The sequence below is a fragment of the Microbacterium sp. K2 genome (assembly GCF_051365005.1).
GTDB lineage: Bacteria > Actinomycetota > Actinomycetes > Actinomycetales > Microbacteriaceae > Microbacterium > Microbacterium foliorum_B.
In genome coordinates, this window is record NZ_JBLWII010000006.1 from 33,271 (window position 1) to 54,217 (window position 20,947).

General features: G+C 68.1%; 23 protein-coding genes. 16 read left to right on the forward strand and 7 right to left on the reverse strand.

Going from position 1 to position 20,947, the window contains the following annotated elements; genetic code table 11:
• The 4 genes from ACLKOY_RS15200 to ACLKOY_RS15215 all read right to left on the reverse strand — a co-directional run bounded on the left by ACLKOY_RS15200 (nucleotide 1) and on the right by ACLKOY_RS15215 (nucleotide 2,413).
• Entirely contained in the window at nucleotides 1-243 is a 243-nt protein-coding gene (locus ACLKOY_RS15200) for a hypothetical protein (RefSeq protein WP_436454410.1), read from the reverse strand.
• On the reverse strand, nucleotides 240-1,160 hold the full coding sequence (locus ACLKOY_RS15205; protein ID WP_436454411.1) for a hypothetical protein: 921 nt from the start codon (nucleotides 1,158-1,160) through the stop codon (nucleotides 240-242). The genes ACLKOY_RS15200 and ACLKOY_RS15205 overlap by 4 nt, the downstream gene beginning before the upstream one ends.
• 99 nt (nucleotides 1,161-1,259) lie before the next feature.
• The gene (locus ACLKOY_RS15210) at nucleotides 1,260-1,913 is read right to left on the reverse strand and encodes a DsbA family protein (protein ID WP_436454412.1); all 654 of its coding nucleotides are present in this window, start codon (nucleotides 1,911-1,913) and stop codon (nucleotides 1,260-1,262) included.
• 86 nt (nucleotides 1,914-1,999) lie between these two features.
• A complete protein-coding gene (locus ACLKOY_RS15215; RefSeq protein ID WP_436454413.1) occupies nucleotides 2,000-2,413 on the reverse strand; it encodes a hypothetical protein in 414 nt (137 codons plus the stop codon).
• An 88-nt stretch (nucleotides 2,414-2,501) separates the two neighbouring features.
• Between ACLKOY_RS15215 and ACLKOY_RS15220 the strand changes: the two genes are divergently transcribed.
• Genes ACLKOY_RS15220 through ACLKOY_RS15230 form a run of 3 tightly spaced genes read left to right on the forward strand, consistent with a single transcriptional unit; the run spans nucleotide 2,502 to nucleotide 5,417 of the window.
• Complete coding sequence (locus ACLKOY_RS15220; protein ID WP_363574630.1) at nucleotides 2,502-2,870, forward strand: PLDc N-terminal domain-containing protein; 369 nt, start codon at nucleotides 2,502-2,504, stop codon at nucleotides 2,868-2,870.
• Between the two features lie 14 nt (nucleotides 2,871-2,884).
• Nucleotides 2,885-4,531, forward strand: a complete 1,647-nt coding sequence (gene menD / locus ACLKOY_RS15225; protein ID WP_436454596.1) for a 2-succinyl-5-enolpyruvyl-6-hydroxy-3-cyclohexene-1-carboxylic-acid synthase — start codon at nucleotides 2,885-2,887, stop codon at nucleotides 4,529-4,531.
• 43 nt (nucleotides 4,532-4,574) lie between these two features.
• The gene (locus ACLKOY_RS15230; protein ID WP_436454414.1) at nucleotides 4,575-5,417 is read left to right on the forward strand and encodes a polyphosphate kinase 2 family protein; all 843 of its coding nucleotides are present in this window, start codon (nucleotides 4,575-4,577) and stop codon (nucleotides 5,415-5,417) included.
• A 12-nt stretch (nucleotides 5,418-5,429) separates the two neighbouring features.
• Here ACLKOY_RS15230 and ACLKOY_RS15235 read toward each other — a convergent pair whose 3' ends face one another.
• Complete coding sequence (locus tag ACLKOY_RS15235; protein WP_436454416.1) at nucleotides 5,430-6,695, reverse strand: isochorismate synthase; 1,266 nt, start codon at nucleotides 6,693-6,695, stop codon at nucleotides 5,430-5,432.
• 62 nt (nucleotides 6,696-6,757) lie between these two features.
• Here ACLKOY_RS15235 and ACLKOY_RS15240 point away from each other — a divergent pair, with 62 nt between their 5' ends.
• The 6 genes from ACLKOY_RS15240 to ACLKOY_RS15265 all read left to right on the forward strand — a co-directional run bounded on the left by ACLKOY_RS15240 (nucleotide 6,758) and on the right by ACLKOY_RS15265 (nucleotide 12,736).
• Nucleotides 6,758-7,321: a hypothetical protein gene (locus ACLKOY_RS15240; RefSeq protein ID WP_436454417.1), complete on the forward strand. Its 564-nt coding sequence runs from the start codon at nucleotides 6,758-6,760 to the stop codon at nucleotides 7,319-7,321.
• Complete coding sequence (locus ACLKOY_RS15245) at nucleotides 7,318-8,037, forward strand: class I SAM-dependent methyltransferase (RefSeq protein WP_140037928.1); 720 nt, start codon at nucleotides 7,318-7,320, stop codon at nucleotides 8,035-8,037. The genes ACLKOY_RS15240 and ACLKOY_RS15245 overlap by 4 nt, the downstream gene beginning before the upstream one ends.
• 45 nt (nucleotides 8,038-8,082) lie before the next feature.
• Nucleotides 8,083-9,144 (forward strand): polyprenyl synthetase family protein, encoded by a 1,062-nt coding sequence (locus ACLKOY_RS15250; RefSeq protein ID WP_436454418.1) that lies wholly within the window; start codon nucleotides 8,083-8,085, stop codon nucleotides 9,142-9,144.
• Between the two features lie 58 nt (nucleotides 9,145-9,202).
• Nucleotides 9,203-10,597 (forward strand): FAD-dependent oxidoreductase, encoded by a 1,395-nt coding sequence (locus ACLKOY_RS15255; RefSeq protein WP_436454419.1) that lies wholly within the window; start codon nucleotides 9,203-9,205, stop codon nucleotides 10,595-10,597.
• Nucleotides 10,598-10,659: 62 nt separating this feature from the next.
• Nucleotides 10,660-11,700 carry a hypothetical protein gene (locus tag ACLKOY_RS15260; RefSeq protein WP_436454420.1) on the forward strand — a complete coding sequence of 347 codons (1,041 nt, stop codon included), beginning with the start codon at nucleotides 10,660-10,662 and terminating at the stop codon, nucleotides 11,698-11,700.
• Nucleotides 11,701-11,728: 28 nt separating this feature from the next.
• The gene (locus ACLKOY_RS15265) at nucleotides 11,729-12,736 is read left to right on the forward strand and encodes an alpha/beta hydrolase (RefSeq protein ID WP_436454421.1); all 1,008 of its coding nucleotides are present in this window, start codon (nucleotides 11,729-11,731) and stop codon (nucleotides 12,734-12,736) included.
• A gap of 30 nt (nucleotides 12,737-12,766) precedes the next feature.
• Here the strand turns inward: ACLKOY_RS15265 and ACLKOY_RS15270 are convergent, their stop codons facing one another.
• A complete protein-coding gene (locus tag ACLKOY_RS15270; protein WP_363574648.1) occupies nucleotides 12,767-13,402 on the reverse strand; it encodes a GntR family transcriptional regulator in 636 nt (211 codons plus the stop codon).
• Between the two features lie 440 nt (nucleotides 13,403-13,842).
• Entirely contained in the window at nucleotides 13,843-14,331 is a 489-nt protein-coding gene (locus tag ACLKOY_RS15275) for a YajQ family cyclic di-GMP-binding protein (RefSeq protein WP_042538692.1), read from the reverse strand.
• Between the two features lie 188 nt (nucleotides 14,332-14,519).
• Here ACLKOY_RS15275 and ACLKOY_RS15280 point away from each other — a divergent pair, with 188 nt between their 5' ends.
• From ACLKOY_RS15280 to ACLKOY_RS15310, 7 genes are all read left to right on the forward strand, one after another.
• The gene (locus ACLKOY_RS15280) at nucleotides 14,520-15,728 is read left to right on the forward strand and encodes a maltose ABC transporter substrate-binding protein (protein ID WP_363574650.1); all 1,209 of its coding nucleotides are present in this window, start codon (nucleotides 14,520-14,522) and stop codon (nucleotides 15,726-15,728) included.
• Between the two features lie 66 nt (nucleotides 15,729-15,794).
• Entirely contained in the window at nucleotides 15,795-17,399 is a 1,605-nt protein-coding gene (gene malF, locus ACLKOY_RS15285) for a maltose ABC transporter permease MalF (protein WP_436454422.1), read from the forward strand.
• A gap of 1 nt (nucleotide 17,400) precedes the next feature.
• Entirely contained in the window at nucleotides 17,401-18,324 is a 924-nt protein-coding gene (locus ACLKOY_RS15290; RefSeq protein ID WP_436454423.1) for a sugar ABC transporter permease, read from the forward strand.
• A 72-nt stretch (nucleotides 18,325-18,396) separates the two neighbouring features.
• A complete protein-coding gene (locus ACLKOY_RS15295) occupies nucleotides 18,397-18,549 on the forward strand; it encodes a hypothetical protein (RefSeq protein WP_363574656.1) in 153 nt (50 codons plus the stop codon).
• 132 nt (nucleotides 18,550-18,681) lie between these two features.
• Nucleotides 18,682-19,722 (forward strand): ABC transporter, encoded by a 1,041-nt coding sequence (locus tag ACLKOY_RS15300; protein WP_436454424.1) that lies wholly within the window; start codon nucleotides 18,682-18,684, stop codon nucleotides 19,720-19,722.
• Between the two features lie 8 nt (nucleotides 19,723-19,730).
• Complete coding sequence (locus ACLKOY_RS15305) at nucleotides 19,731-20,222, forward strand: hypothetical protein (protein ID WP_436454425.1); 492 nt, start codon at nucleotides 19,731-19,733, stop codon at nucleotides 20,220-20,222.
• 59 nt (nucleotides 20,223-20,281) lie between these two features.
• Nucleotides 20,282-20,929 carry a spermidine/putrescine ABC transporter substrate-binding protein gene (locus ACLKOY_RS15310; RefSeq protein ID WP_181164227.1) on the forward strand — a complete coding sequence of 216 codons (648 nt, stop codon included), beginning with the start codon at nucleotides 20,282-20,284 and terminating at the stop codon, nucleotides 20,927-20,929.
• Nucleotides 20,930-20,947: the final 18 nt, after the last annotated feature.

Genomic DNA, 20,947 nt, shown 5'->3' on the forward strand with positions numbered 1-20,947 from the left:
CTACGCGGTCGCCGCCGCGAGGTCGTCGATCGCGCCGGCGACTCCCTTGAAGTACCGAGAGTGTGTGCGAGCAAGAGCATCGCGAGAGCGAGCGCTCACGATCGCGACTTCCTGGTTCGACCGCGCAAGCCGCTCTGCGGCGAATCGCGCCGACAAGGCTTCCTGCGACGCCGATGGTCCGCTGAACTCCGAAATCGAGGTCTCTCCGGTCGCGCGATCGTACACGACCACATACTGAATCATGACGGCTTCTCTCCACGACGTCGATCAAGCTCCGCAATCGTCGTGCGCAGCCTGGCAAGCGATTCTTGCACATTCCGCTTGGCAGCGACCAGAGCAGGTTCGACGGATGGATGAGCGGCGACGATCGAACGAACCCGATCCGCTTCCGTTCCTGCAAGCGCCTCAGACCAGTCGAGGTTGATGCTTGCAAGGCCGAACGGGCCCGCAGCTTCCTCGTGCTCCGCGATCTCGAGCGAGATCTGGTCCATCTCGTCAAGAATCCGCATCTTCAGGGCGCGAAGCTCCGGATCAGGTTCGACAAGAGGTTCCCCGTATCGTGGCTCACGACCCCAACGGTCGCATAGCAGCTCCATGAGCGCCGCCCAAGAGTGCTGCAGAGCAGTCCTAATCTGGATCTCGACCGGGGTGTTGTCGAGCCGCACAGCGAGGTGCAACGCGCGGTACCCGTGCATCGGTGTTTCGAGCCGATCGATTAGTTGCGGGGCGCCGGAGAAACCGAGTTCACCGAGCATGCCGTTTTCGCTCAGTGCCTGTCCGATAACCCCGGCTACCACGCGCTGCTCGAGTATCGAGCAGTCGGCGACGATTCTGACGCCTGCGACGTCGCGGATGCTTGGGAGTTTCTCGTGCGGTGATCGAATGAGTTTCTCTCGCAGTGTCTTCAGAGTTTTCGTTCGCCCGGTGGCGGCCACGGATGCTCTCGGCAACTGATCAGCCGCCCCGGCGAGTAGCGAGCTCACTGCCGACTGCACGATGGCACGGCGTTGATCTGCATCCCGAATGAACGCCTCATAAAGGTCACGATGGTCAGCGGTGAGTTCGCCCCCGGATGCTATCGCTTCGCCGAGGCGTTTCAGTGCGTTCGTGCCGAGTGGTGCGCGGCGATAGGGGAGCATCCCGTCACGGTCTGTCGACATGTCATCGAGGGTACCGAGGACATCGGACAGGGCAGGAGATGACCGCGAGGGCTGAACATGGAGCGGAGTGGGCGCTCGTCGCACGCGGCCTTCTCTGACTCAGCCGTTCACGGCCTTCTCGATCGCGGCCTCGAGATCGCCCCACGCCTCCAGCACGACGGGTTCGCCGTCGATGAAGAAGCTGGGCGTGCTGCGCACTCCGAGCTGCTCGCCGTCGCTCTTGTCGGCCAGCACCCGCTCGAGAGTCGCCGGGTCGGCGACCGCGGCGTCGTAGGCCGTCATGTCGAGTCCGAGTTCGTCGGCGAGCGCCCGGAACACCTCCGGCGTCTCCTCCGACTGCTCGCCCCACTGGGCCTGCGTCTCGAACAGCCGGTGGTACATGTCCTCGAAGCGGTCCTGCTCTGCCGCGGCCTCGGCGGCGAGAGCGGCCTGCGTCGAGTTGATGTGCCCCGGCAGCGGGAAGTAGCGGACCACATAGGTGATCTCGCCGTCGTACTGCTCGCGCAGGTCTTCGACGATCGGGTAGAACGCGCCGCACGCCTCGCACTCGAAGTCGAGGAACTCGACGACCGTGACGGCGTCGGGCCCACCGTCGTCGAGCACGTGCGAGTCGGTGCGGACGGTCTGCAGCTTCTCGCCCTCGGGCGGAGCAGGATCGGCGGCCTGCTGCGACATGGTGTAGACGATGCCGACGATCGCGAGGATCATCGCTACGGCGATGGCGATCAGGGTCGCTGTGACAGGGGTCTTCATGGGGTTCTCCAACGGTTCGGATCAGGCAGGGTGATGAGACCGCGACGAGGGCGCGGCCGGGGTCGCCGACGAGCGGCGGGCCTAAGTCAGGTGCGGGAGAGCGAGAGCTGCGTGAGGGTGAGAGCGGGCACATGCCGGCGCGGTCCAGCACGGCTGGGCGTCGATGCGCGCAGCGCGACTGCGCGGCGGATCAGGGTTGCGCCTCTGGCCGACCGCAGCGACAGCAGCACGAGCACGAAGCAGCAGAGCGCGGCGATCACGACGATGCCGGCGTCCGACGGAGTGGTTGCGACCACGCTCGTGTCGTCATGGTGGCCCGAGACCGACGCGACGCTCGCGCCCGGCGCGAGGCACAGTGTCGTGTGCGCATCGGCCTTGCCGTGCGATGTCGACCACGCGCCGATCACGAGCAGCAGGGCGAGGCCGAGCGCGAGACCGACCCGGAGGATCAGCATCCGCTCGACGCCCTGGTGGCGCAGTCGCATCGACGGGGCAGGCATGGTGCGCGCAGTCTAACAATCGGGCATCGGCGCCCGCCTGCAGGCGCCCCGCGGGCCCACGCCGCGCAGACCCGCCTACACTAGAGGGGTGGCGAGACTGTTGATCGTGGGCGGCTTCCTGGCCGCCATCTTCTGGGTGTTCAGCATCGTCGACTGCGCAGTGCAGCCGCCGACGCGGCACCGGGGCGTGCCCAAGGCCGCCTGGATCGCCATCGTGGTCTTCATCCCGGTCATCGGCGGGATCCTCTGGTTCGCGCTCGGCCGTCGCCGCGCCAACGACAACGGGGGAGCGATCCGGATCGTCGCCCCCGACGACGACCCCCAGTTCCTCCGCAGCATCAGCAAGAGCGAGCAGGACGCCCGCATCCGCCGCCTCGAAGAGGAACTCGCGAAGCTCGAAGACGAGACCGACGACGGCACCGCACCCGACGGCACAGCGCCGGACACGCGTCCGTGACAGCATCGCCGGCGATGGATGCCGCGGCATCCCTGATCGCCGACCTCATCGGTCACGGTGTGCGCGATCTCGTGCTCTCGCCGGGCTCCCGCTCTCAGGCGCTCGCGCTCGCCGCAGTGCACGCCGCGAACCAGGGGCACCTGCGCCTGCACGTGCGCATCGACGAGCGCGTCGCCGGGTTCACGGCACTGGGCCTCTCGCGTGAGACCGGGGTTCCCACCGCAGTGCTCTGCACCTCGGGAACCGCCGCCGCGAACCTCCTTCCCGCCGCGATGGAGGCCTTCCACTCCGGTGTGCCGCTGCTGCTGCTGACCGCCGACAGGCCGCCCGAGCTGCGCGGCGTCGGAGCCAACCAGGCGACCATCCAACCGGGCATGTTCGCCGCCTGGGTGCGCGAGCAGATCGATGCAGCTGTTCCGGGCGACGGCGACTGGTCAGGGCTCGCGATGCGAGCCGTCTCGGCAGCGATGGGAGCGGATGCCGCGCACGGCCTCCCCGGAGTTCCAGGCCCCGTGCACCTGAATCTGCCGTCGCGAGAGCCGCTGTCGGGCGATGTGCCCGCTGTCGACATCGCACCGGGCGAGGCTCCGCGACCCACCCACGCAGACGCGCTCGTGCTCGAGCGCGGGCCGCGCACCGTCGTCATCGCGGGCGCCGATGCAGGCTCCGATGCGGAAGAGGTCGCGCACGCCGGATCCTGGCCGCTGATCGCCGAGATCGTCAGCGGTGCCCGTTTCGGACGCCAGGTCGTGCACGGCTATCGCGCGCTGCTGAGCGACGACGCTCTGGGCGGTCGCATCGAGCGCGCCGTCGTGCTCGGGCATCCGACTCTCAGCCGCGAGGTGGCCCGTCTGCTGTCGCGGGCCGACGTCGAGGTGATCGCCGTCCGCCGCGGCGGTGAGGCTCTCGACCTCAACGGCCGCACGAGGCCCGCGGCATCCGTCGCGGTCGCCGCCAGCCCCGCCGACCGCGAGTGGCTCGGAGCCTGGCTCACGGCATCCGCAGCGCACGCCGTCGACCTCAGCGAGCGCGCTCCCGACCAGGACGGTCTCACCTCCAGCGATCCGTCCGCTCGACGCGATGCGGTGAAGGCCGAGCTGGCAGCGGTGCGCCGTCCGCTCGATCGTGAGCTCCTCGCCGACGCCGTCTGGCGGGCGACGTGGCCGCACGACCGGCTCGTGTTCGGGTCTTCACGTCTCGTCAGGGTGGCCGACTCGGTGCTGGGCGGCAAGAAGGTCCCGGTGCACGCCAACCGCGGACTCGCCGGGATCGACGGCACGATCGCCACCGCCACCGGCATCGCTCTCGCGAGCCAGGCCGGGGGAGCTCCGGGGGTCACCCGCGTGCTGCTCGGCGACCTCGCCTTCCTGCACGACGTCGGAGCGCTGCTGCTGCCGCCGGACGAGCACGAACCGCGCATCCAGGTCATCGTGGGCAACGACGGCGGCGGCACGATCTTCGACGGCCTGGAGGTCGCGGGCACGGCTGCGCGCGCCGACCTCGACAGAGCCTTCTACACCCCGCACACGGTGCGCCTCGAGCAGCTGGCCCTCGCCTACGGCTGGGAGTACCAGCGCGTCACGACACGTACGGCGCTCGACCAGGCCCTCACCACCCCCGCCGGTGGTCGTCAGCTGATCGAGGTGCCGCTCGCGCGCTGATCTCGTTCGGCATGGCGCGCGTCCGCAGTGGCAGGATGAACGCATGACAGCGCACGAGTGGGCCAAGACCCTCCAGGTCGGCGACGGATTCCGTCTCGCCGACGTCGATCCGCAGAGCACTCCCGGGTACAGCGGTGCGAAGGCCGACGGCAAGCGCGACCTCGCGGCCGGCCTCGACGAGCTCAATGAGCTGCAGGAGCGGCTGTTCGCGGAGAGTCGAGTCGGAGTCGCGAAGGACTCGGTGCTGCTGATCCTGCAGGCCATGGACTCCGCGGGCAAGGGAGGCATCGTTCGGCACGTCGTCGGAGGCGTCGATCCGCAGGGCGTCGCGCTCACGGCGTTCAAGGCGCCGACCGACGAAGAGCTCGCGCACGACTTCCTCTGGCGAGTCGCCAAGCGGCTCCCGGAGCCGGGATTCATCGGCGTCTTCGACCGCTCGCACTACGAGGACGTGCTGATCGGCCGGGTGCGGTCGCTGGCCCCGGCTGACGAGATCGAACGCCGGTACGACGCGATCAACGACTTCGAGGCCGAGGTCGCGGCATCCGGCACCCGCATCATCAAGGTCATGCTGCACATCTCGCCCGACGAGCAGAAGTCCCGGCTGATGGAGCGGCTCGAGCGGGCCGACAAGCATTGGAAGTACAACCCGGGCGATGTCGACGAGCGACTGCTCTGGGACGACTACATGGCGGCGTATCAGACGGTGTTCGATCGCACGTCGACCGCTGCGGCGCCGTGGCATGTGATCCCGGCCGACCACAAGTGGTTCGCCCGCCTCGCCGTGCAGGAGCTGCTGCTCGATGCACTGCAGCAGATCGATCCGCAGTGGCCGGCCGCCGACTTCGACGTCGAGGCAGAGAAGAAGCGTCTCGCGGCCAGCTGAGCAGGCCGAGCTTCAGGCGAGGGCGTCGACCAGCGGGCGGAACTTGACACGGGTCTCGAGCAGCTCCGACTCGGGGTCCGAGCCCGCGACGATCCCCGCGCCCGCGTAGGCGGTGACCGCGATGTCGGTCTCGGCGGGAGTGAACTGCGCGCAGCGCAGCGCGATGGCCCACTCGCCGTTGCCGGCCGCGTCGACCCATCCGACCGGACCGGCATAGCGACCGCGGTCGAACGGCTCGAGCTCGCGGATCGCGGCGATCGCGGCCGATGTCGGGGTTCCCGCCACGGCGGCCGTCGGGTGCAGGGCACCGACCAGATCGAGCGACGAACCGCCGTCGGCCAACTCGCCCTCGACATCGGTCGCCAGGTGGAAGAGGTTCGGCAGCTTGAGCAGGAACGGCTGCTCGCTCGCAGCCAGCGCGCGAGTGTGCGGACGCAGCGAGGCCAGCACGCTCTGCACGGCGTACTCGTGCTCGTCGAGATCCTTGGTGCTCGAGGCCAGATGAGCCGACGCCGCGGTGTCGGCATCCGCATCGGCTCCTCGTCCGATGGTTCCGGCCAGCACGCGGGCGGTGACGGTCCGCTGCTGCACGGTCACGAGCGTCTCGGGGCTCGCGCCGATCAACCCGTCGACCGCGAAGGCCCAGGTGTCGGGGTATCCGGTCGACAGCGCGCGCACGAGGCGGCGCAGGTCGGATCCGGCGGGGATGCTGCCGGTGAGGTCGCGAGCGAGCACGACCTTGCTGAGCTCGCCGTCGGCGATGCGGGCCAGCGCCTGACGCACGGAATCCTGGTAGCCCTGCGGGCTCTGCGCCCCGGGGCCCACGGTGCCGGCCCAGTGGGGGCCGTAGCCGATCGTCGATGCCTCGGACTGCGGGTCGAGCGCAGGGTGTGACGTCGACGACGAGCGGATGCGGGTGAGCCACGTGCGCCCGTGGTGTCGGCCGATCACGAGCGCGGGCACGACGAGAACGCTGTCGGCGGAGGAGCCCTCGTCGAAGGTCAGCGCGCCGAAGGCGACGAGACCGGAGCCGGGGAGCGCGAGCTCGTCGTCGATCTCGGCATCCTGAGCCAGGTCTCGCCAGGCGGCGGCGATGGCGGCCGAGCGCATGGGCGCAGCGCCCGCCGGGATGCGGATCGTCTCGACCACGCCGTCGCCCACGGCGACGATGCCGTCGCCGCGCCGCAGCCATGCGAGGGGCCGCGACGGGTCGGCGTAGGCCAGGAGATCCTCGACCGGATCGATCTCACGGGTCTCCACGACCAGCCTGCTGCTCACGTCTCCAGCCTAGTTCGTCGCTCGCCGACCAGGATGTGAGAGACCCCGCCTACGCTGAGGGCATGAGCGACGCCCGCCCCGAACCCGGCACCGAGATGATCTTCCAGTGGCGCAAGTGGGACGGCTCGCCGCATTGGCGGCATGAGTGCGTGTATCTCGGCGCCGACGAGTGGGGCGACTGGCTCGGGCAGCCGGTCGGTTGGCCGAGTGCTCGACCTGGGGCGGCCTTCACCGCAGAGACCCCCAACGTCACGCTCGTGCCGCGGCAGCCCGACTTCGCCCTGACGGTGAACCGCGATCACCCGAAGGGCATGCGGGTCTACATCGACATCGGATGGGATGTGCGCTGGTCCGATGACCCGCTGCTGGCGGTCGGCATCGACATGGATCTCGACGTCGTGCGGGTCGATGGACCGCGGGGCATCTGGGTCGACGACCGCGACGAGTGGGCCGAGCACAGTGTGCGATACGGATACCCCGCCGAGATCATCACCAGGCTGGAGGCCCTGGCGCTCGACCTCGAGCAGCGCGTGCGCGAGCAGACCGCTCCCTTCGACGATGCGACCCCGGATCTCTGGCTCGATCGCCTCGACGCGCTGCGCCTCGCGCCTAGACTGGGCACGTGACCTCGAACGAAGCAAACCGCGCCGATCTCGGCAAGGACCCCGCCCGCGTCAGCGGCATGTTCGACCAGGTCGCCGCGGGCTACGACCGCACGAACACGGCGATGACGGTCGGCAACGACGCGCTCTGGCGCGCAGCCACGACCAGGGCCGTCGCCCCGAAGCCGGGGGAGAAGATCCTCGACCTCGGTGCGGGCACCGCCTCGTCGTCGGCATCCCTCGCCCGCAGCGGAGCGCAGGTCGTCGCCGCCGACTTCTCGCCCGGCATGCTCGCCGAGGGCAAACGCCGGCACGGCAGCATCCGCAATCTCTCGTTCGTGCAGGCGGATGCCACGGATCTGCCTTTCGAGGACGGCGAGTTCGACGCCGTCACCATGTCGTATGCCCTTCGCAACGTCAACGACCCCAAGAAGGCGCTGCGCGAGCTGCTGCGCGTGACGAAGCCGGGTGGCCGCCTCGTGATCAACGAGTTCTCGACCCCGCCCGGTGCCCTGTTCCGCGCCGGATACCGCTTCTACAACTCGCAGGTGCTGCCGCGGGTTGCCCGCGTCGCCGGCACCAACGGCGACGCCTACGACTACCTGAACGAGTCGATCCGCGACTGGCCCGATCAGAAGAAGCTCGCCGCGTGGATCCGCGAGGCCGGGTGGACCGAGGTCGAATACCGCAACCTCTCGTTCGGGATCGTCGCACTGCACCGCGCGTTCAAGGCCGCGTGAGTACGACGCGCGAACCTCCACGGCTGACGACGGTAGGCTGAGAGCGTGACTTCGAGCCGCGTAGCCCCGGGTTCGCGACTGGCGAGCCGTCTCGGTTTCAGCGACCGTGTCTTCATCGGCACGGCTGGGCGACGCATCGCTCAGGCGATCGAAGACGGTCTCGAGCGTGTCGAGACCGGTCTCGCCGACGATGTGCGCGTCGCTGACCCACTCGCCGACGCGGCCAGCCGCTACCTCTACGAGGCGGGGGGCAAGCGCATCCGCCCCGTGCTGACTCTTCTGGCGGCACAGCTGGGCGACGGCAACACCGACCAGGTGATCGACGTCGCGAAGGCTCTGGAGATCACCCACCTCGGCTCGCTGTACCACGACGACGTCATGGACGGGGCCGACCGCCGTCGCGGTGTGCCCGCGGCGCAGACGGTGTGGGGCAACAACATCGCCATACTCACCGGAGACATCCTGTTCTCCCGTGCGAGCCAGCTGATGTCCCGACTGGGCGAGCGGGCGATCCGTCTGCAGGCCGACACCTTCGAGCGTCTCGTCCTGGGGCAGATGCACGAGACGATCGGCGCTCAGCCCGGCGACGACCCCATCGAGTTCTACCTCCAGGTGCTGGCCGACAAGACCGGGTCCCTGATCGCCGCGGCGACCCAGGGCGGCGTGATCTTCTCGAACGCGCCCTCGAAGTACGAAGAGCCGCTGCGCGTCTACGGCGAGAAGATCGGCGTCGCGTTCCAGCTGCTCGACGATGTGATCGATCTGTCGGCGAAGCCCGAGGACACGGGCAAGGTGCCGGGCACAGATCTGCGCGCCGGAGTGCCGACCATGCCCTACCTGCTGCTGAAGGCCGAGACCGACGATGCGTCGATCGATCTCGCCGGCCGCATCGACGAGGGCGTGTCCCGCATCGCCGAGGGTGCGGACCCCGCAATCCTCGACGGGCCGCTCACCGAGCTGCGCGATCACGTCGGCACTCAGAAGACCCTCGCGCTCGCGCACTCCTGGACCCAGGATGCGATCGATGCGCTCGCCCCGCTCCCGCGCGGCACCGTGCGCGAAGCGCTCACCCGCTTCGCAGAGACCCTCGTCGAACGCTCCAGTTGATGTGTCGCGGCCTCAGGGTCGCGCGCTCCGGATGTGACGGCATACGAAAGGATCCCTTATGACCAAGCTCAGACTGGCCATCGTCGGAGCGGGCCCCGCCGGCATCTACGCCGCCGACATCCTGCTGAAGGCCGAGCGCAAGTTCGACGTCTCCATCGATCTCTTCGAGCAGCTTCCGGCACCCTACGGCCTGGTCCGCTACGGCGTCGCCCCCGACCACCCCCGCATCAAGGGCATCATCAATGCGCTGCGCGATGTGCTCGACCGCGGCGACATCCGTCTGTTCGGCAACGTCCGCTTCGGCGAGGACATCACGCTCGATGACCTGAAGAACCACTACAACGCGGTGATCTTCGCCACCGGCGCGATCCGCGACACCACCCTCGACGTCCCCGGCATCGACGCGGTCGCCTCCTACGGCGCCGCCGACTACGTGAGCTGGTTCGACGGACACCCCGACGTGCCGCGCGAGTGGCCGCTGGATGCCGCATCCGTCGGTGTGCTGGGCAACGGCAACGTCGCTCTCGACGTCGCCCGCATGCTGGCGAAGCACGCGGAAGACCTGCTGGTCACCGAGGTTCCCGAGAACGTCTACGAGGGGCTGAAGGCGAGTGCGGTCACCGACGTGCACGTGTTCGGTCGCCGTGGCCCCGCGCAGGTCAAGTTCACTCCGCTCGAGCTGCGCGAACTCGGAGAGCTGCGTGATGTCGACATGGTCGTGTACGACGAGGACTTCGACTACGACGAGGCGTCGAAGGACGCGGTCGCCAGCAACAAGCAGGTCATGGTCATCGACCGCATCCTGCAGTCGTGGCGCAAGCGCCCGTCCGTCAATGACGCCAGAGGCGATGCGAACAACGAGGGGGGCACGGCATCCCGTCGTCTGCACCTGCACTTCTGGGCTCGCCCGGTCGAGGTCCGCAAGGACGAAGCCGGCCGCGTGGCGGCCCTCGTCTACGAGCGCACGAAGCCCGACGGACAGGGTGGCGCCGTGGGCACCGGTGAGATGCGTGAGGTTCCGCTGCAGGCGCTCTACCGCGCGATCGGATACTTCGGCTCGCCGCTTCCGGGTGTGCCCTTCGACAAGAAGCACGGTGTGATCCCCAACCGCGAGGGCCAGGTGCTCGCCAAGGACTCGAACCAGCAGATGACCGGCATCTACGCGACCGGTTGGATCAAGCGCGGACCGGTCGGCCTCATCGGCCACACCAAGTCGGACGCCATGGAGACCGTGCGGCACATCATCAACGACCAGGGTTCGTGGTGGCACCCGGAAGACCCGTCGGAAGAGGCGATCCCCGCGCTGCTGCAGGAACGCGGCGTCAAGTGGACCGACCTCGAGGGCTGGCACCGACTCGACGAGCACGAGGTCGCGCTCGGTGCGCCGCACGAGCGTGCCCGCGTCAAGGTCGTGCCGCGTGACGAGATGGTGCGCGTCTCTCGCGGAGAGTGACCGACACCGGATCGTTGTCGGCACCTCGTGTGTCGGAGAGCGAGCGTCTCTAGGCTGATCGGATGCGACTGCGTTCTCTGATCGTCCTCGGCACCGCCCTGCTGCTCGTCTCAGGGTGCACGGCCGAGCCGACGCCGAACCCCACGGGCTCGCCGTCGGCGTCGGCCTCGGCGACGCCGACCGCGACCCCGACGCCCGCGGCAGTGGTCGAGCCGGAGGCGGCGTTCGACGTGACCTGCGACGATGTCGCCGCGACGATGGCGGATCTTCTGGGCGAGCCGGCGACACCGGTCGAGCCGGTGCTCTCGGTGGTGTCGGCGATGGGGTGGCTTCCCGGTCCGGGGCAGCACATGTTCCAGCGGGCGGGCGGCATCGCCTGCTCGACCGGCGACACGGAACGCAGCTGGGAGGTCACGATCGTTCCCGACGCGCAGGCTGTGATCGCGGGTGCGACCGAGCGCCAGGGCTTCTGGGGCGAAGCGGCGAGCTGCGAGGACGGACGCTGCGGGTTCGAGCTGCCCGACGGAGACGTGCTGCTGTCGGCCAGCGTCGTCGATCCCGATCTCGGCTCGGCCGACACCGCCCGGATCGAGGAAGCACTGCGGGGGATCGCCGCGTCGGCGGCGTCGAGCACGCGCGAGGTCGAGTACGTCGACAGTGAGATCGTCGGCGCTCCGTGTGAGCGCTTCCTCACGCCGGAGCAGGTGAACGCCGCATTCGGTGTGTCTGACGCGGCTCTCTTCACCGACTTCGGCGGCTGGGGGATCCCTGCTGAGGTGTACGAGGTCGTCAACGGCTCACGCATCTGCTACTTCAAGTCGGCCGGAAGCGAGTACGAAGGATCCAGCTATCTGATGCTCACGACGCTTCCCGCAGGAGCCTGGGCGTTCGAGAAGCGCGATGGCGACCCCGTCGAGGTCGAGGGAGCCGATGCCGCCAAAGCCAGCACGGGTGAGCACGGTGACAACATCCTCGACATGCGCGTCGGTCTCGACTGGATCCGGATGGTGACATTCGACAACGGAGCCGGTGCCGCCGACCCGGCTCCGCTGGCAGAGACGGTCGCGCGCAACCTCACGGTCGGACACACCGCTCCCGAGTAGCCCGCACGCCGTCGGCTAGCCTGGCGGCATGGCTGAGTGGATACCGGACGTTCTCGGCGACGAGTTCGCGCAGCTCACGCTCGAACTCGGTGAGGATGACGAGGGCCCGCTGGTCGCCACTCTCGTGAGAGCATTGCCGAGGGAGCGGCCCTGGTGGGATCGCGTGAGCGGGCGCCGTCCTCCGCTCGATGACGTCGACGTGCTCTACGTGCACGGCTGGTCGGACTACTTCTTCCAGAAGCGGCTCGCTCGCTTCTGGACCTCGCGAGGCGCGCGTTTCTTCGCTCTCGACCTCCGCAAGTACGGACGCAGCCTGCGCGACGGTCAGACTCCCGGCTACATCACCGACCTCGTCGCGTACGACGACGACATCGCCGCGGCGCTGCACGCGATGGGCCGCGGCCCCGAGGCCACCGCGTCCGCGCGCCGCCTGGTGCTTCTCGGCCATTCGACCGGTGGGCTCATCCTGAGCCTGTGGGCGTCGCGGCACCCCGAGACGGCGGACGCGGTGATCCTGAACAGCCCGTGGCTCGAGTTCCAGGTCGCATCGGCGCGCCCGCTGATCGCGCCGATGGCCGAACTGCAGGCGCGGTGGGCTCCTCGGGAGGTGGCCCCGCAGGTCGATCTCGGGTTCTACACGCGCGCGCAGCAGGAGGTCGCCGACCCCGATGATCCCGTCGAGGTGAACCTGTTGTGGCGGCCGGCCCAGACGATGGCGGTGCATGCAGGATGGTTCCACGCGATCCTCACGGGACACGCCCAGGTCTCGGCAGGGCTGTCGATCGACGCGGCCGTGTGCGTGCTGCTCTCCGCGCGCTCGGCGACGCCCACGCGATGGTCCGAGGACCTCACTCGAGCGGACTCGGTGCTGGTCGTCGACGACATCGCGCGGGCGGCGCTCAAGCTCGGTCCGTCCGTCACCGTCGAGCGCATCGACGGGGCCCTGCACGATGTCTTCCTCTCTCGCCACGAGGCGAGAGAGGAAGCGTATCGCCGCCTCGACCGGTGGGTCAGAGGCTGGACGGCCGCGCGCTGACAGCGCGTTGCGAGCGCTCAGACGCCGTGATCAGACGTAGTGCATCAGGCGCGCCTGGCGCTCGGCGTCGTCGGCATCGCCGCGCAGCACCGCGTCGTGGAAGCTCCGATAGACCTGGAGCATGCGCTCCCGGTCGTTCTCGGGAACGCTCCAGCCGCGGAGGTTGCGGAACAACGCCATGCTCGCGTCGTTGATCAGCACCTGATGCTGCGCGTTCCGACTCCGTGCACTGAGAAACGAGAACACCGCCCACCGGGTGTTGGAGATGTGCACGTCGTCATCGAGCGCCGTGTACATCTCTTCGACGAGCTCCGCGAGGCTCTCGCGTTCCTCCTGGCTCATGCGCGCGACGCCCATCCGCGCCGCCATCCCCGCCTGATACCCCGCGAACTCGAGCGTCTGCTCGACGGTCTCGGGTGTGACCGCCGTGACCTCGGTGTATCTGCTCGGATACATCGTCACGAGCCCGAGACGCTCGAGGCGCTGTAACGCCTCTCGCACCGGAGTCCGCGACACGTGCAGTTCTTCAGCGACATCGACATCGCGGATTCGATAGCCCGGCTCGAGCACACCGTCCACGATCTGTGCGCCGATGTGCTGAAAAACCTCCTCCGCTAAGAGCTGCTTGCTTTCTCTGACACTCGTCATCGAGTTGTTGTTGTTCATGGACTGCCCCCAGTTGCTTTCCAGATCCGGGCTCCCCATGATGTGCCCGGACGGCCACTACATCACGAAGTCGATCGCGATGCCAATAATCCACAGACGAGTTCTCGGGCGAGCACATCGGCGCTCGCCCTCGGGGCGTCGTCGCAGAGTTCGGTACGGGTGATTTCTGTGGCCGACGGGTGTTGGGACACCCGCCGGCCACAGACGATGGCGTGCACGGAGCTGCACTGCGCCCAGTCCCCACAAGGCGGGAACCGCGATCCGCGAAGCGCGGAGCCGTGGTTCGGCAGCGCGTCATGCATCGCCGCATCGTCTGTCGCGTTCGGGACGCGACTGCATCCAGTCTCGGGCACTCCGGCCCATATATCGGAATGCGATTGGCGGGCACACAGAAGGGGGGACGGATGCCTCGGCATCCGTCCCCCCTTCGAACTGAGAGGTCAGCGGTAGTTGATGAACTGCAGGTCGAGATCGAGGTCGGAGCCCTTGAGCAGAGAGATCACGGACTGCAGGTCGTCGCGGCTCTTGGACTGGACGCGCAGCTCGTCGCCCTGGATCTGGCTCTTCACGCCCTTGGGGCCCTCGTCGCGGATGATCTTGTTGATCTTCTTCGCGTTCTCCGACGAGATGCCGTCCTTGAGGGTCGAGACGATGCGGAACTCCTTGCCGCTCGCGAAGGGGTCGCCCGACTCGAGGCTCTTGAGCGAGATGCCTCGCTTGATGAGCTTGGACTGGAAGACGTCGAGAACCGCCTTCGCGCGCTCCTCGGTGCCGGCGATGATCAGGATCTGCTCGCCGCTCCAGGCGATGGAGGAGCCCGTGCCCTTGAAGTCGTAGCGCTGCTCGATCTCCTTGCGCGCCTGGTTCAGGGCGTTCTCGGCCTCCTGGTGATCCACTTTCGAGACGATGTCAAAGGAACTGTCAGCCATAAGGGAAGTGTATCGACACCGCCGTTTTCACGCTCGCTTGGAAGCGCTTCCATCAAACCTCACCGGACATTCCGCGGTTACAGCTTGATATCGAAGGCTTCTTGCATTGCCATTCCTGCCGATCTCGTTGCATACTGTAAGCGCTTGCAGTCCTGCAGGCCACCAGCACTTCAGAGAGGCACACACCAATGAAGGTGAACAAGAGGGGCATCGTCGCCGCCGGCGTCATCGCGATCGTTTCGACTCTTACACTTGCCGGTTGCTCGACCGCGACCGATGGCGGCGACTCGGCCGAGGGCGAGAGCAGCGGAACGCTGACCGTCTGGGTCGACGCCGAGCGCGTCGCCGCGCTGCAGAGCGCCGCCGACTCCTACGAGGACAAGACCGGAGTCAAGGTCGAGCTCGTGGGCAAGTCCGTCGACGACATGAAGGACGACTTCATCCAGCAGGTGCCGACCGGCAAGGGCCCCGACGTCGTCATGGGCGCACACGACTGGCTCGGCGAGCTGTCGACCAACGGCGTCGTCGCGCCGCTCGAGCTCGGCGACTCGTCGGCCGACTACCTGCCGGTCGCACTCCAGGCAGCGACCTACGACGGCACCGTCTACATGCTTCCGTACGCGGTCGAGAACATCGCCGTGCTGCGCAACGCCGACATGGTCCCCGCCGCCGCGACGAGCTTCGACGACATGGTCTCGAAGGGCACCTTCGTGGTCGAGCAGGGCACTGAGGGCAACCCGTACCACCTGTACCCGTTCCAGACGGCATTCGGCGCCCCGGTCTTCGGCACCGACGACTCGGGCAGCTACGACTCCGCCGACCTCCAGCTCGGCAGCGAGGGCGGCTTCGCGTTCTCCGAGTGGCTCGCCGCTCAGGGCGCAGCGGGCACGCTGAACACCGACATCGACGGTGAGATCGCCAAGCAGCAGTTCCTCGACGGCACCGCGGCCTTCTGGCTGACCGGCCCGTGGAACGTCGGCGCGGCGACCGACGCCGGCATCAACGTCGCGATCGACCCGATCCCCAGTCCCACGGGCGAGACCGCTTCGCCGTTCGCCGGCGTCAAGGGCTTCTTCGTGAGCTCCGAGTCGAAGAACAAGGTCGCCGCGAACGACTTCCTCGTGAACTACATCGGCACCGAAGAGGTGCAGCTCGCGCTGTTCGAGGCCGGCAACGTCCTGCCCGCTCTGACGGCCGCCGCCGACACCGCAGCCTCCGACGAGATCATCGCCGGCTTCCAGGCCGTCGGTGCGGATGCGGTCCCGATGCCCGCGATCCCCGCGATGGGTTCGGTCTGGGAGTTCTGGGGCGTGGCTGAGGCTGCGGTCATCAACGGCTCCGACCCGACGACGACGTGGCAGAAGCTCGTCGACGACGTCACCGCAGCAATCCAGTAAGACACCCAGCACAACCCCTGCCGGGGCGGACCTCGTCCGCCCCGGCAGCTCGACGACGGGGACGAGATGACACTGACCGAAGAGCCCACGGCTCCACTGAACAAGCGCCAGCGCCAGGCGGCGAAGATCGCCGAGGCGGCATCCGGTCCCATCGGCTGGATGCTGCTGAAGATCCTGCTGCTGGCGATCGTCGACGCCATCGCGCTGTACGCGGCATTCGTGCTCTTTGGCCAGCAGGAGTGGCTGGTGCTCGGCCTGGTCGTGGCCGTCACCGCGCTCGTCAACTACATCTACTTCTCGCGCAAGCGAATCCCCGCGAAGTACCTGACCCCCGGCATCATCTTCCTGATCATCTTCCAGGTGTTCACGCTGCTGTACACGGGGTACATCGGCTTCACGAACTACGGCACCGGGCACAACGGCACGAAGGACCAGGCGATCTCGTCGCTCCTCGCTTCGGCCCAGGAGCGCGTCGAGGACTCGGCGACCTATCCGGTCACGGTCGTCGAGCAGTTCGGCACCTATGGCCTGCTCGTCACCGACCCCGAATCGGGTGACGCGCTGCTCGGCACCGCTGAGCAGCCGCTGCAAGAGGTCGATGCCGAGTTCCAGGGCGACCAGGCGGTCGCCGTCGACGGCTGGACGACCCTCCCGCTCGCGAAGGTGTTCACCCTGTCGGAAGAGCTCGAGAAGCTCTCGGTGCCGTTCAGCGACGACCCCAACGACGGCAGCCTGCGCGCCCCCGACGGCCAGAAGGGCTACCTCTACGTCTCGACGCTCGAGTACGACGCGGATGCCGACACCATCACCGACACCACGACCGGCGCCGTGTACTCCGACACCGGTCAGGGGTCGTTCATCGCCGAGGACGGCGCCGAGCTGCTGCCCGGCTGGCAGACCACCGTCGGGTTCGACAACTTCGTGCGCGCCGTGACCGACGAGAACATCCGCGGTCCGCTCATCTCGGTGACCATCTGGACGTTCGTGTTCGCCCTGCTCTCGGTCGCGACCACGTTCTTTCTCGGACTGCTGCTCGCGCTGGTCTTCAACAACACGCGGATGCGGTTCCGCAACGGCTACCGGATCATCCTGATCCTCCCGTACGCGTTCCCCGCGTTCCTGTCGGCCCTCGTCTGGGCGGGCATGATGAACGAGAGCTTCGGATTCATCAACCAGGTGATCTTCGGGGGAGCGGACATCCCGTGGCTCACCGACCCGAACCTCGCGAAGGTGTCGGTTCTCCTGGTCAATCTCTGGCTGGGCTTCCCCTACATGTTCCTCGTCTGCATGGGCGCCCTGCAGGGCATCCCGGAAGACGTCAACGAGGCGGCGGTGATGGACGGCGCGAACCCGTGGCAGGTCTTCCGCCGCATCAAGCTGCCGCTGCTGCTCGTGACGGTCGCGCCGCTGCTGATCTCGTCCTTCGCGTTCAACTTCAACAACTTCAACCTGATCTACATGCTGACCAAGGGCGGGCCGCGTTTCGAGGACGTCAGCATTCCGGTCGGGCACACCGACATCCTGATCTCGATGGTCTACAAGGTGGCGTTCACGGGTCAGTCCCGCGACTACGGTCTCGCCTCCGCATTCACGATCCTGATCTTCATCGTGGTCGCGACGATCTCGATCATCAGCTTCCGCAAGACCAAGGCCCTCGAGGAGCTGAACTGACATGAGCACCACGGACACCGGCACCGCCCGCCCCGTCGCCGTCGCGCAGAAGCTCGCGCCCCGTCGCCGCAGCTTCGGCGCGTGGTTCGCAGACACCGGATGGCGCCATGTGGTCGCCATCGTCGTGAGCGCCTTCGCGCTCTTCCCGCTGCTGTACGTCGTCTCGGCGTCGCTCAATCCGAAGGGCACGCTGACCGGCTCGAACCAGCTGTTCTCGGCGTTCGGGTTCGACAGCTACGAGCGCATCCTCAGTGATCCGCAGAACCCCTACGGTCTGTGGTTTCTGAACACGCTCGTCATCGCCGTGGTCACCGGTGCGGTGACCGTCTTCATCGGCGCACTCGCCGCATATGCCTTCTCGCGCATGCGCTTCGCCGGTCGTCGTATCGGCCTCGTCACGATCGTGGTCGTGCAGATGTTCCCGCAGCTGCTCGCGGTGGTGGCGATCTTCCTGCTGATGTCGACGCTGGGGGACTGGTTCCCCGCGATCGGACTGAACACGCACACGGGCCTGATCCTCGTGTACCTCGGCGGCGCGCTCGGCGTGAACACCTACCTGATGTACGGCTTCTTCAACACGCTCCCGATGGAGCTCGACGAGGCCGCCCGCATCGACGGAGCCGGGCACGCACGCATCTTCTTCACGATGATCCTGCCTCTGGTCGCGCCGATCCTCGCGGTGGTCGCGCTGCTGTCGTTCATCGGCACGGTCAACGAGTATGTGATCGCGAGCGTCATGCTCGTCGATGTCGACCAGCAGACGCTGGTGGTCGGTCTGACGAAGCTCGTCGCGAACCCGCGCTACGCGGACTGGTCGGCGTTCTCGGCCGGCGCCGTCATGGCGGCCATCCCCGTGATGATCCTGTTCCTGTTCCTGCAGCGGTACATCGTCGGAGGGCTGACGGCCGGCGCGACCAAGGGCTGATCGACGGTCCTCGTCGCATCGATCCCGGCGTTGCGATGCCGGGCGCGGCAGCGGCGGTCGTAGCGTGATGGCATGACACGTGTCGCGGGGCGGAACGTGGTGATCAGCTGGATCGCCGCAGTGCTGTGCATCGGTGTGGTGGGTGCCCTGATCTGGTTCTCGATGCCGATCGTGCCGGTCGTCGCCTCGTTCGTCGGCGACGTCCTCCGCTCCACTCTTCGCTAGCGGCGCCGTCACGCGTCGGCCGGAGAGTGAGGCGCGCGATCACGGGCTCGGCGACACGTCGGCACGCCTCCGTCGGGGCGCGGTCGGGCGGCGGTAATCTCGCAGAGCACACATCCGATGAGAGGCGCACCCATGAGTGACCCCGAGGTTCCCCAGCCCGAGCGGCCGAAAGACGTCAACGACGTCGTCGACAGCGCGAACGCTGGACTCGACGCCGCCGCCGCAGCGGGTGCAGGCGTGCATGGCACGCCCGCGGACCCCACGCACGAGACGTCGGCTCCCGCTCCGACCCAGTCCGCCGTCGATCCCGATGTCGCCGCGTTCGAGGCTGCGGAGAACGACCACCCCGGCACCTTCGCGACGCCGGAGCTCAACGACCCGAAGTATCTCGACGACGCAGACGACACGACGAAGTCGTGGAACACGGATGCTGACGCGACGAAGTCGTGGAACACGGATGCCGACGCGACTGCCGCATACACGCCGCCGGCCGCTCACGAGCAGTCCGCACTGGCCGGAGCCGCGTACTCGTCGACCGACCAGGCCGAGACCCGGATCGTCCCCCCGGAGCCGGCAGCCGCCGAGCCCGTCGTCGTTCCGATCCAGCAGCAGCCGATCTTCGTCCAGGCTCCCGAGCCGCCCCGCGAACGCGGCAACCGCGGCACCGCGGGCGCGATCGGTCTGCTCGCGACCATCGCCTTCGCGATCCTCTACCTCGGTGCGACGCTCGGCCTCCGCGCCGTCGCCGGCGACATCACGGGCGAGAACATCGGCGAAGCCGCCCTCGCTCCGCTGATGACCTGGGGCTACTGGGTTCCGGTCGTCGGGTTCTTCCTCGGCTTCTGGCTGCTCGGCGCGTTCATCAACCGCGGACGCTGGGGACTCTGGGTGGTCTTCGGCATCATCGTCGGTCTCGTCGCCTACGGTGCGCACATCCTCGGTGCGCTCTTCGAGGCGCCGTTCTGGTTGCTGACCGCTCACGAAGGCAGCGAGCTCATCGGCGCGCAGCTCTTCCACCCGCTCGCGATCGCGGCGTTCGTCTTCGCTCGTGAGCTGACCATCTGGTTCGGAGCCTGGGTCGCCCGCAGCGGTGCGCGCAAGACCGAGCTCAACGCCGAGGCGCAGCGCGAGTACGAGCGCACGCTCGAAGCCGGCCCGACGCTGGCGAGGTAGTCACGAACATGTCATCGCCGAACCCCCGTGGACCCGAGTCCGCGGGGGTTTCGGTCATCCTGGCGCTGGTGCTCGCCACGGTCAGCTTCTTCGCTCTCGCGGTGTTCGGTCTCGGTGCCGTGAGCATCGTGACCGACACCGACATCATCGCCGTCCGAGGTCTCGGTCCGCTGCCCGGTGCGATCGGGATGCTGGCCGCCGTGGTGACATTCGCGCTGTCGCTCCGGTCGTCGCTGAAGCGGACGCAGCCGTCGTTCGTGTCGGCACCGGCGGTCGCACTGGCCACGGCGCTCGCGCACCTGGTCGTCGTGTGGATCGCCGTCGCCGCCGTACGCGGCGACGTCATCGTCGCGACGGTCGTCGCGGGCGATCTCGTGCGCGGGGGAGCGAGCGCGGTGCTCCTCGCCGCCGCCGTGATCGCGGCCTGGGGCGGGATCGCTCTCCGGCGCACGCGCGCTCAGCATCCGCAGTGGCCCTGGGAGCGCGAAGAAGACGAGTGACGCCCCGCCGTGACGCGGAAATCTCCGCGTGGGCGGCGCCCGCGCCGTACGCTCTAGGTGTGGAGCGCTCGTTGGAGACGCAGGTCGACCAGGCCGTCGAGGCCTGGTTGCGCTGGGTGCCGCGCTGGGAGCCGGCGACCCATCGTGGTCGGGTCGCGCCCTGCCGACGCTGCCTGGGGTCGCCGATCCTGTCTGCGGCGGGTATCGGCTCGAACACACCGCACGGTGTGCAGCACGGACTCTCGACGCGCATCAAGACGATCGTCGATCACGCCGTGGCCGAGTACACCGCCAGGAACCTGCCGATGCTGCAGCGTGAACTCGACCAGCAGGCCGCACGCAACCGGGCGCGCAGCTATCGCCCGGCCGACGGTCTGGATCCCGAGTTCGACGGGCTGCCGCTGGATCCCGAGCCGATTCCGGGCGCACCGTTCCTCTTCACGATCGCCGGCATGGCCGATGAGGCCGTCGCCGACCTGCCGCCCCTGCCCCCCCTGAGCGACGAGGCCAAGGTCGCCCTGCGGCAGGAGGTGGCCCTCGCCGACGAGTACGCCAACATGGTGGGCCGCGAGATCTGCGGCATCCTGCTGCGCCACCGCATCTACATCCAGGCAGCGATCTCGCAGCACGTCGAACCGCAGATCGAGGCGCTGCTGGCCGAACTCACCGACTCGCTCGATTCCCCATTCGACGCCGATCAGTCGTAGGCGTCGCGGGCCAACCCG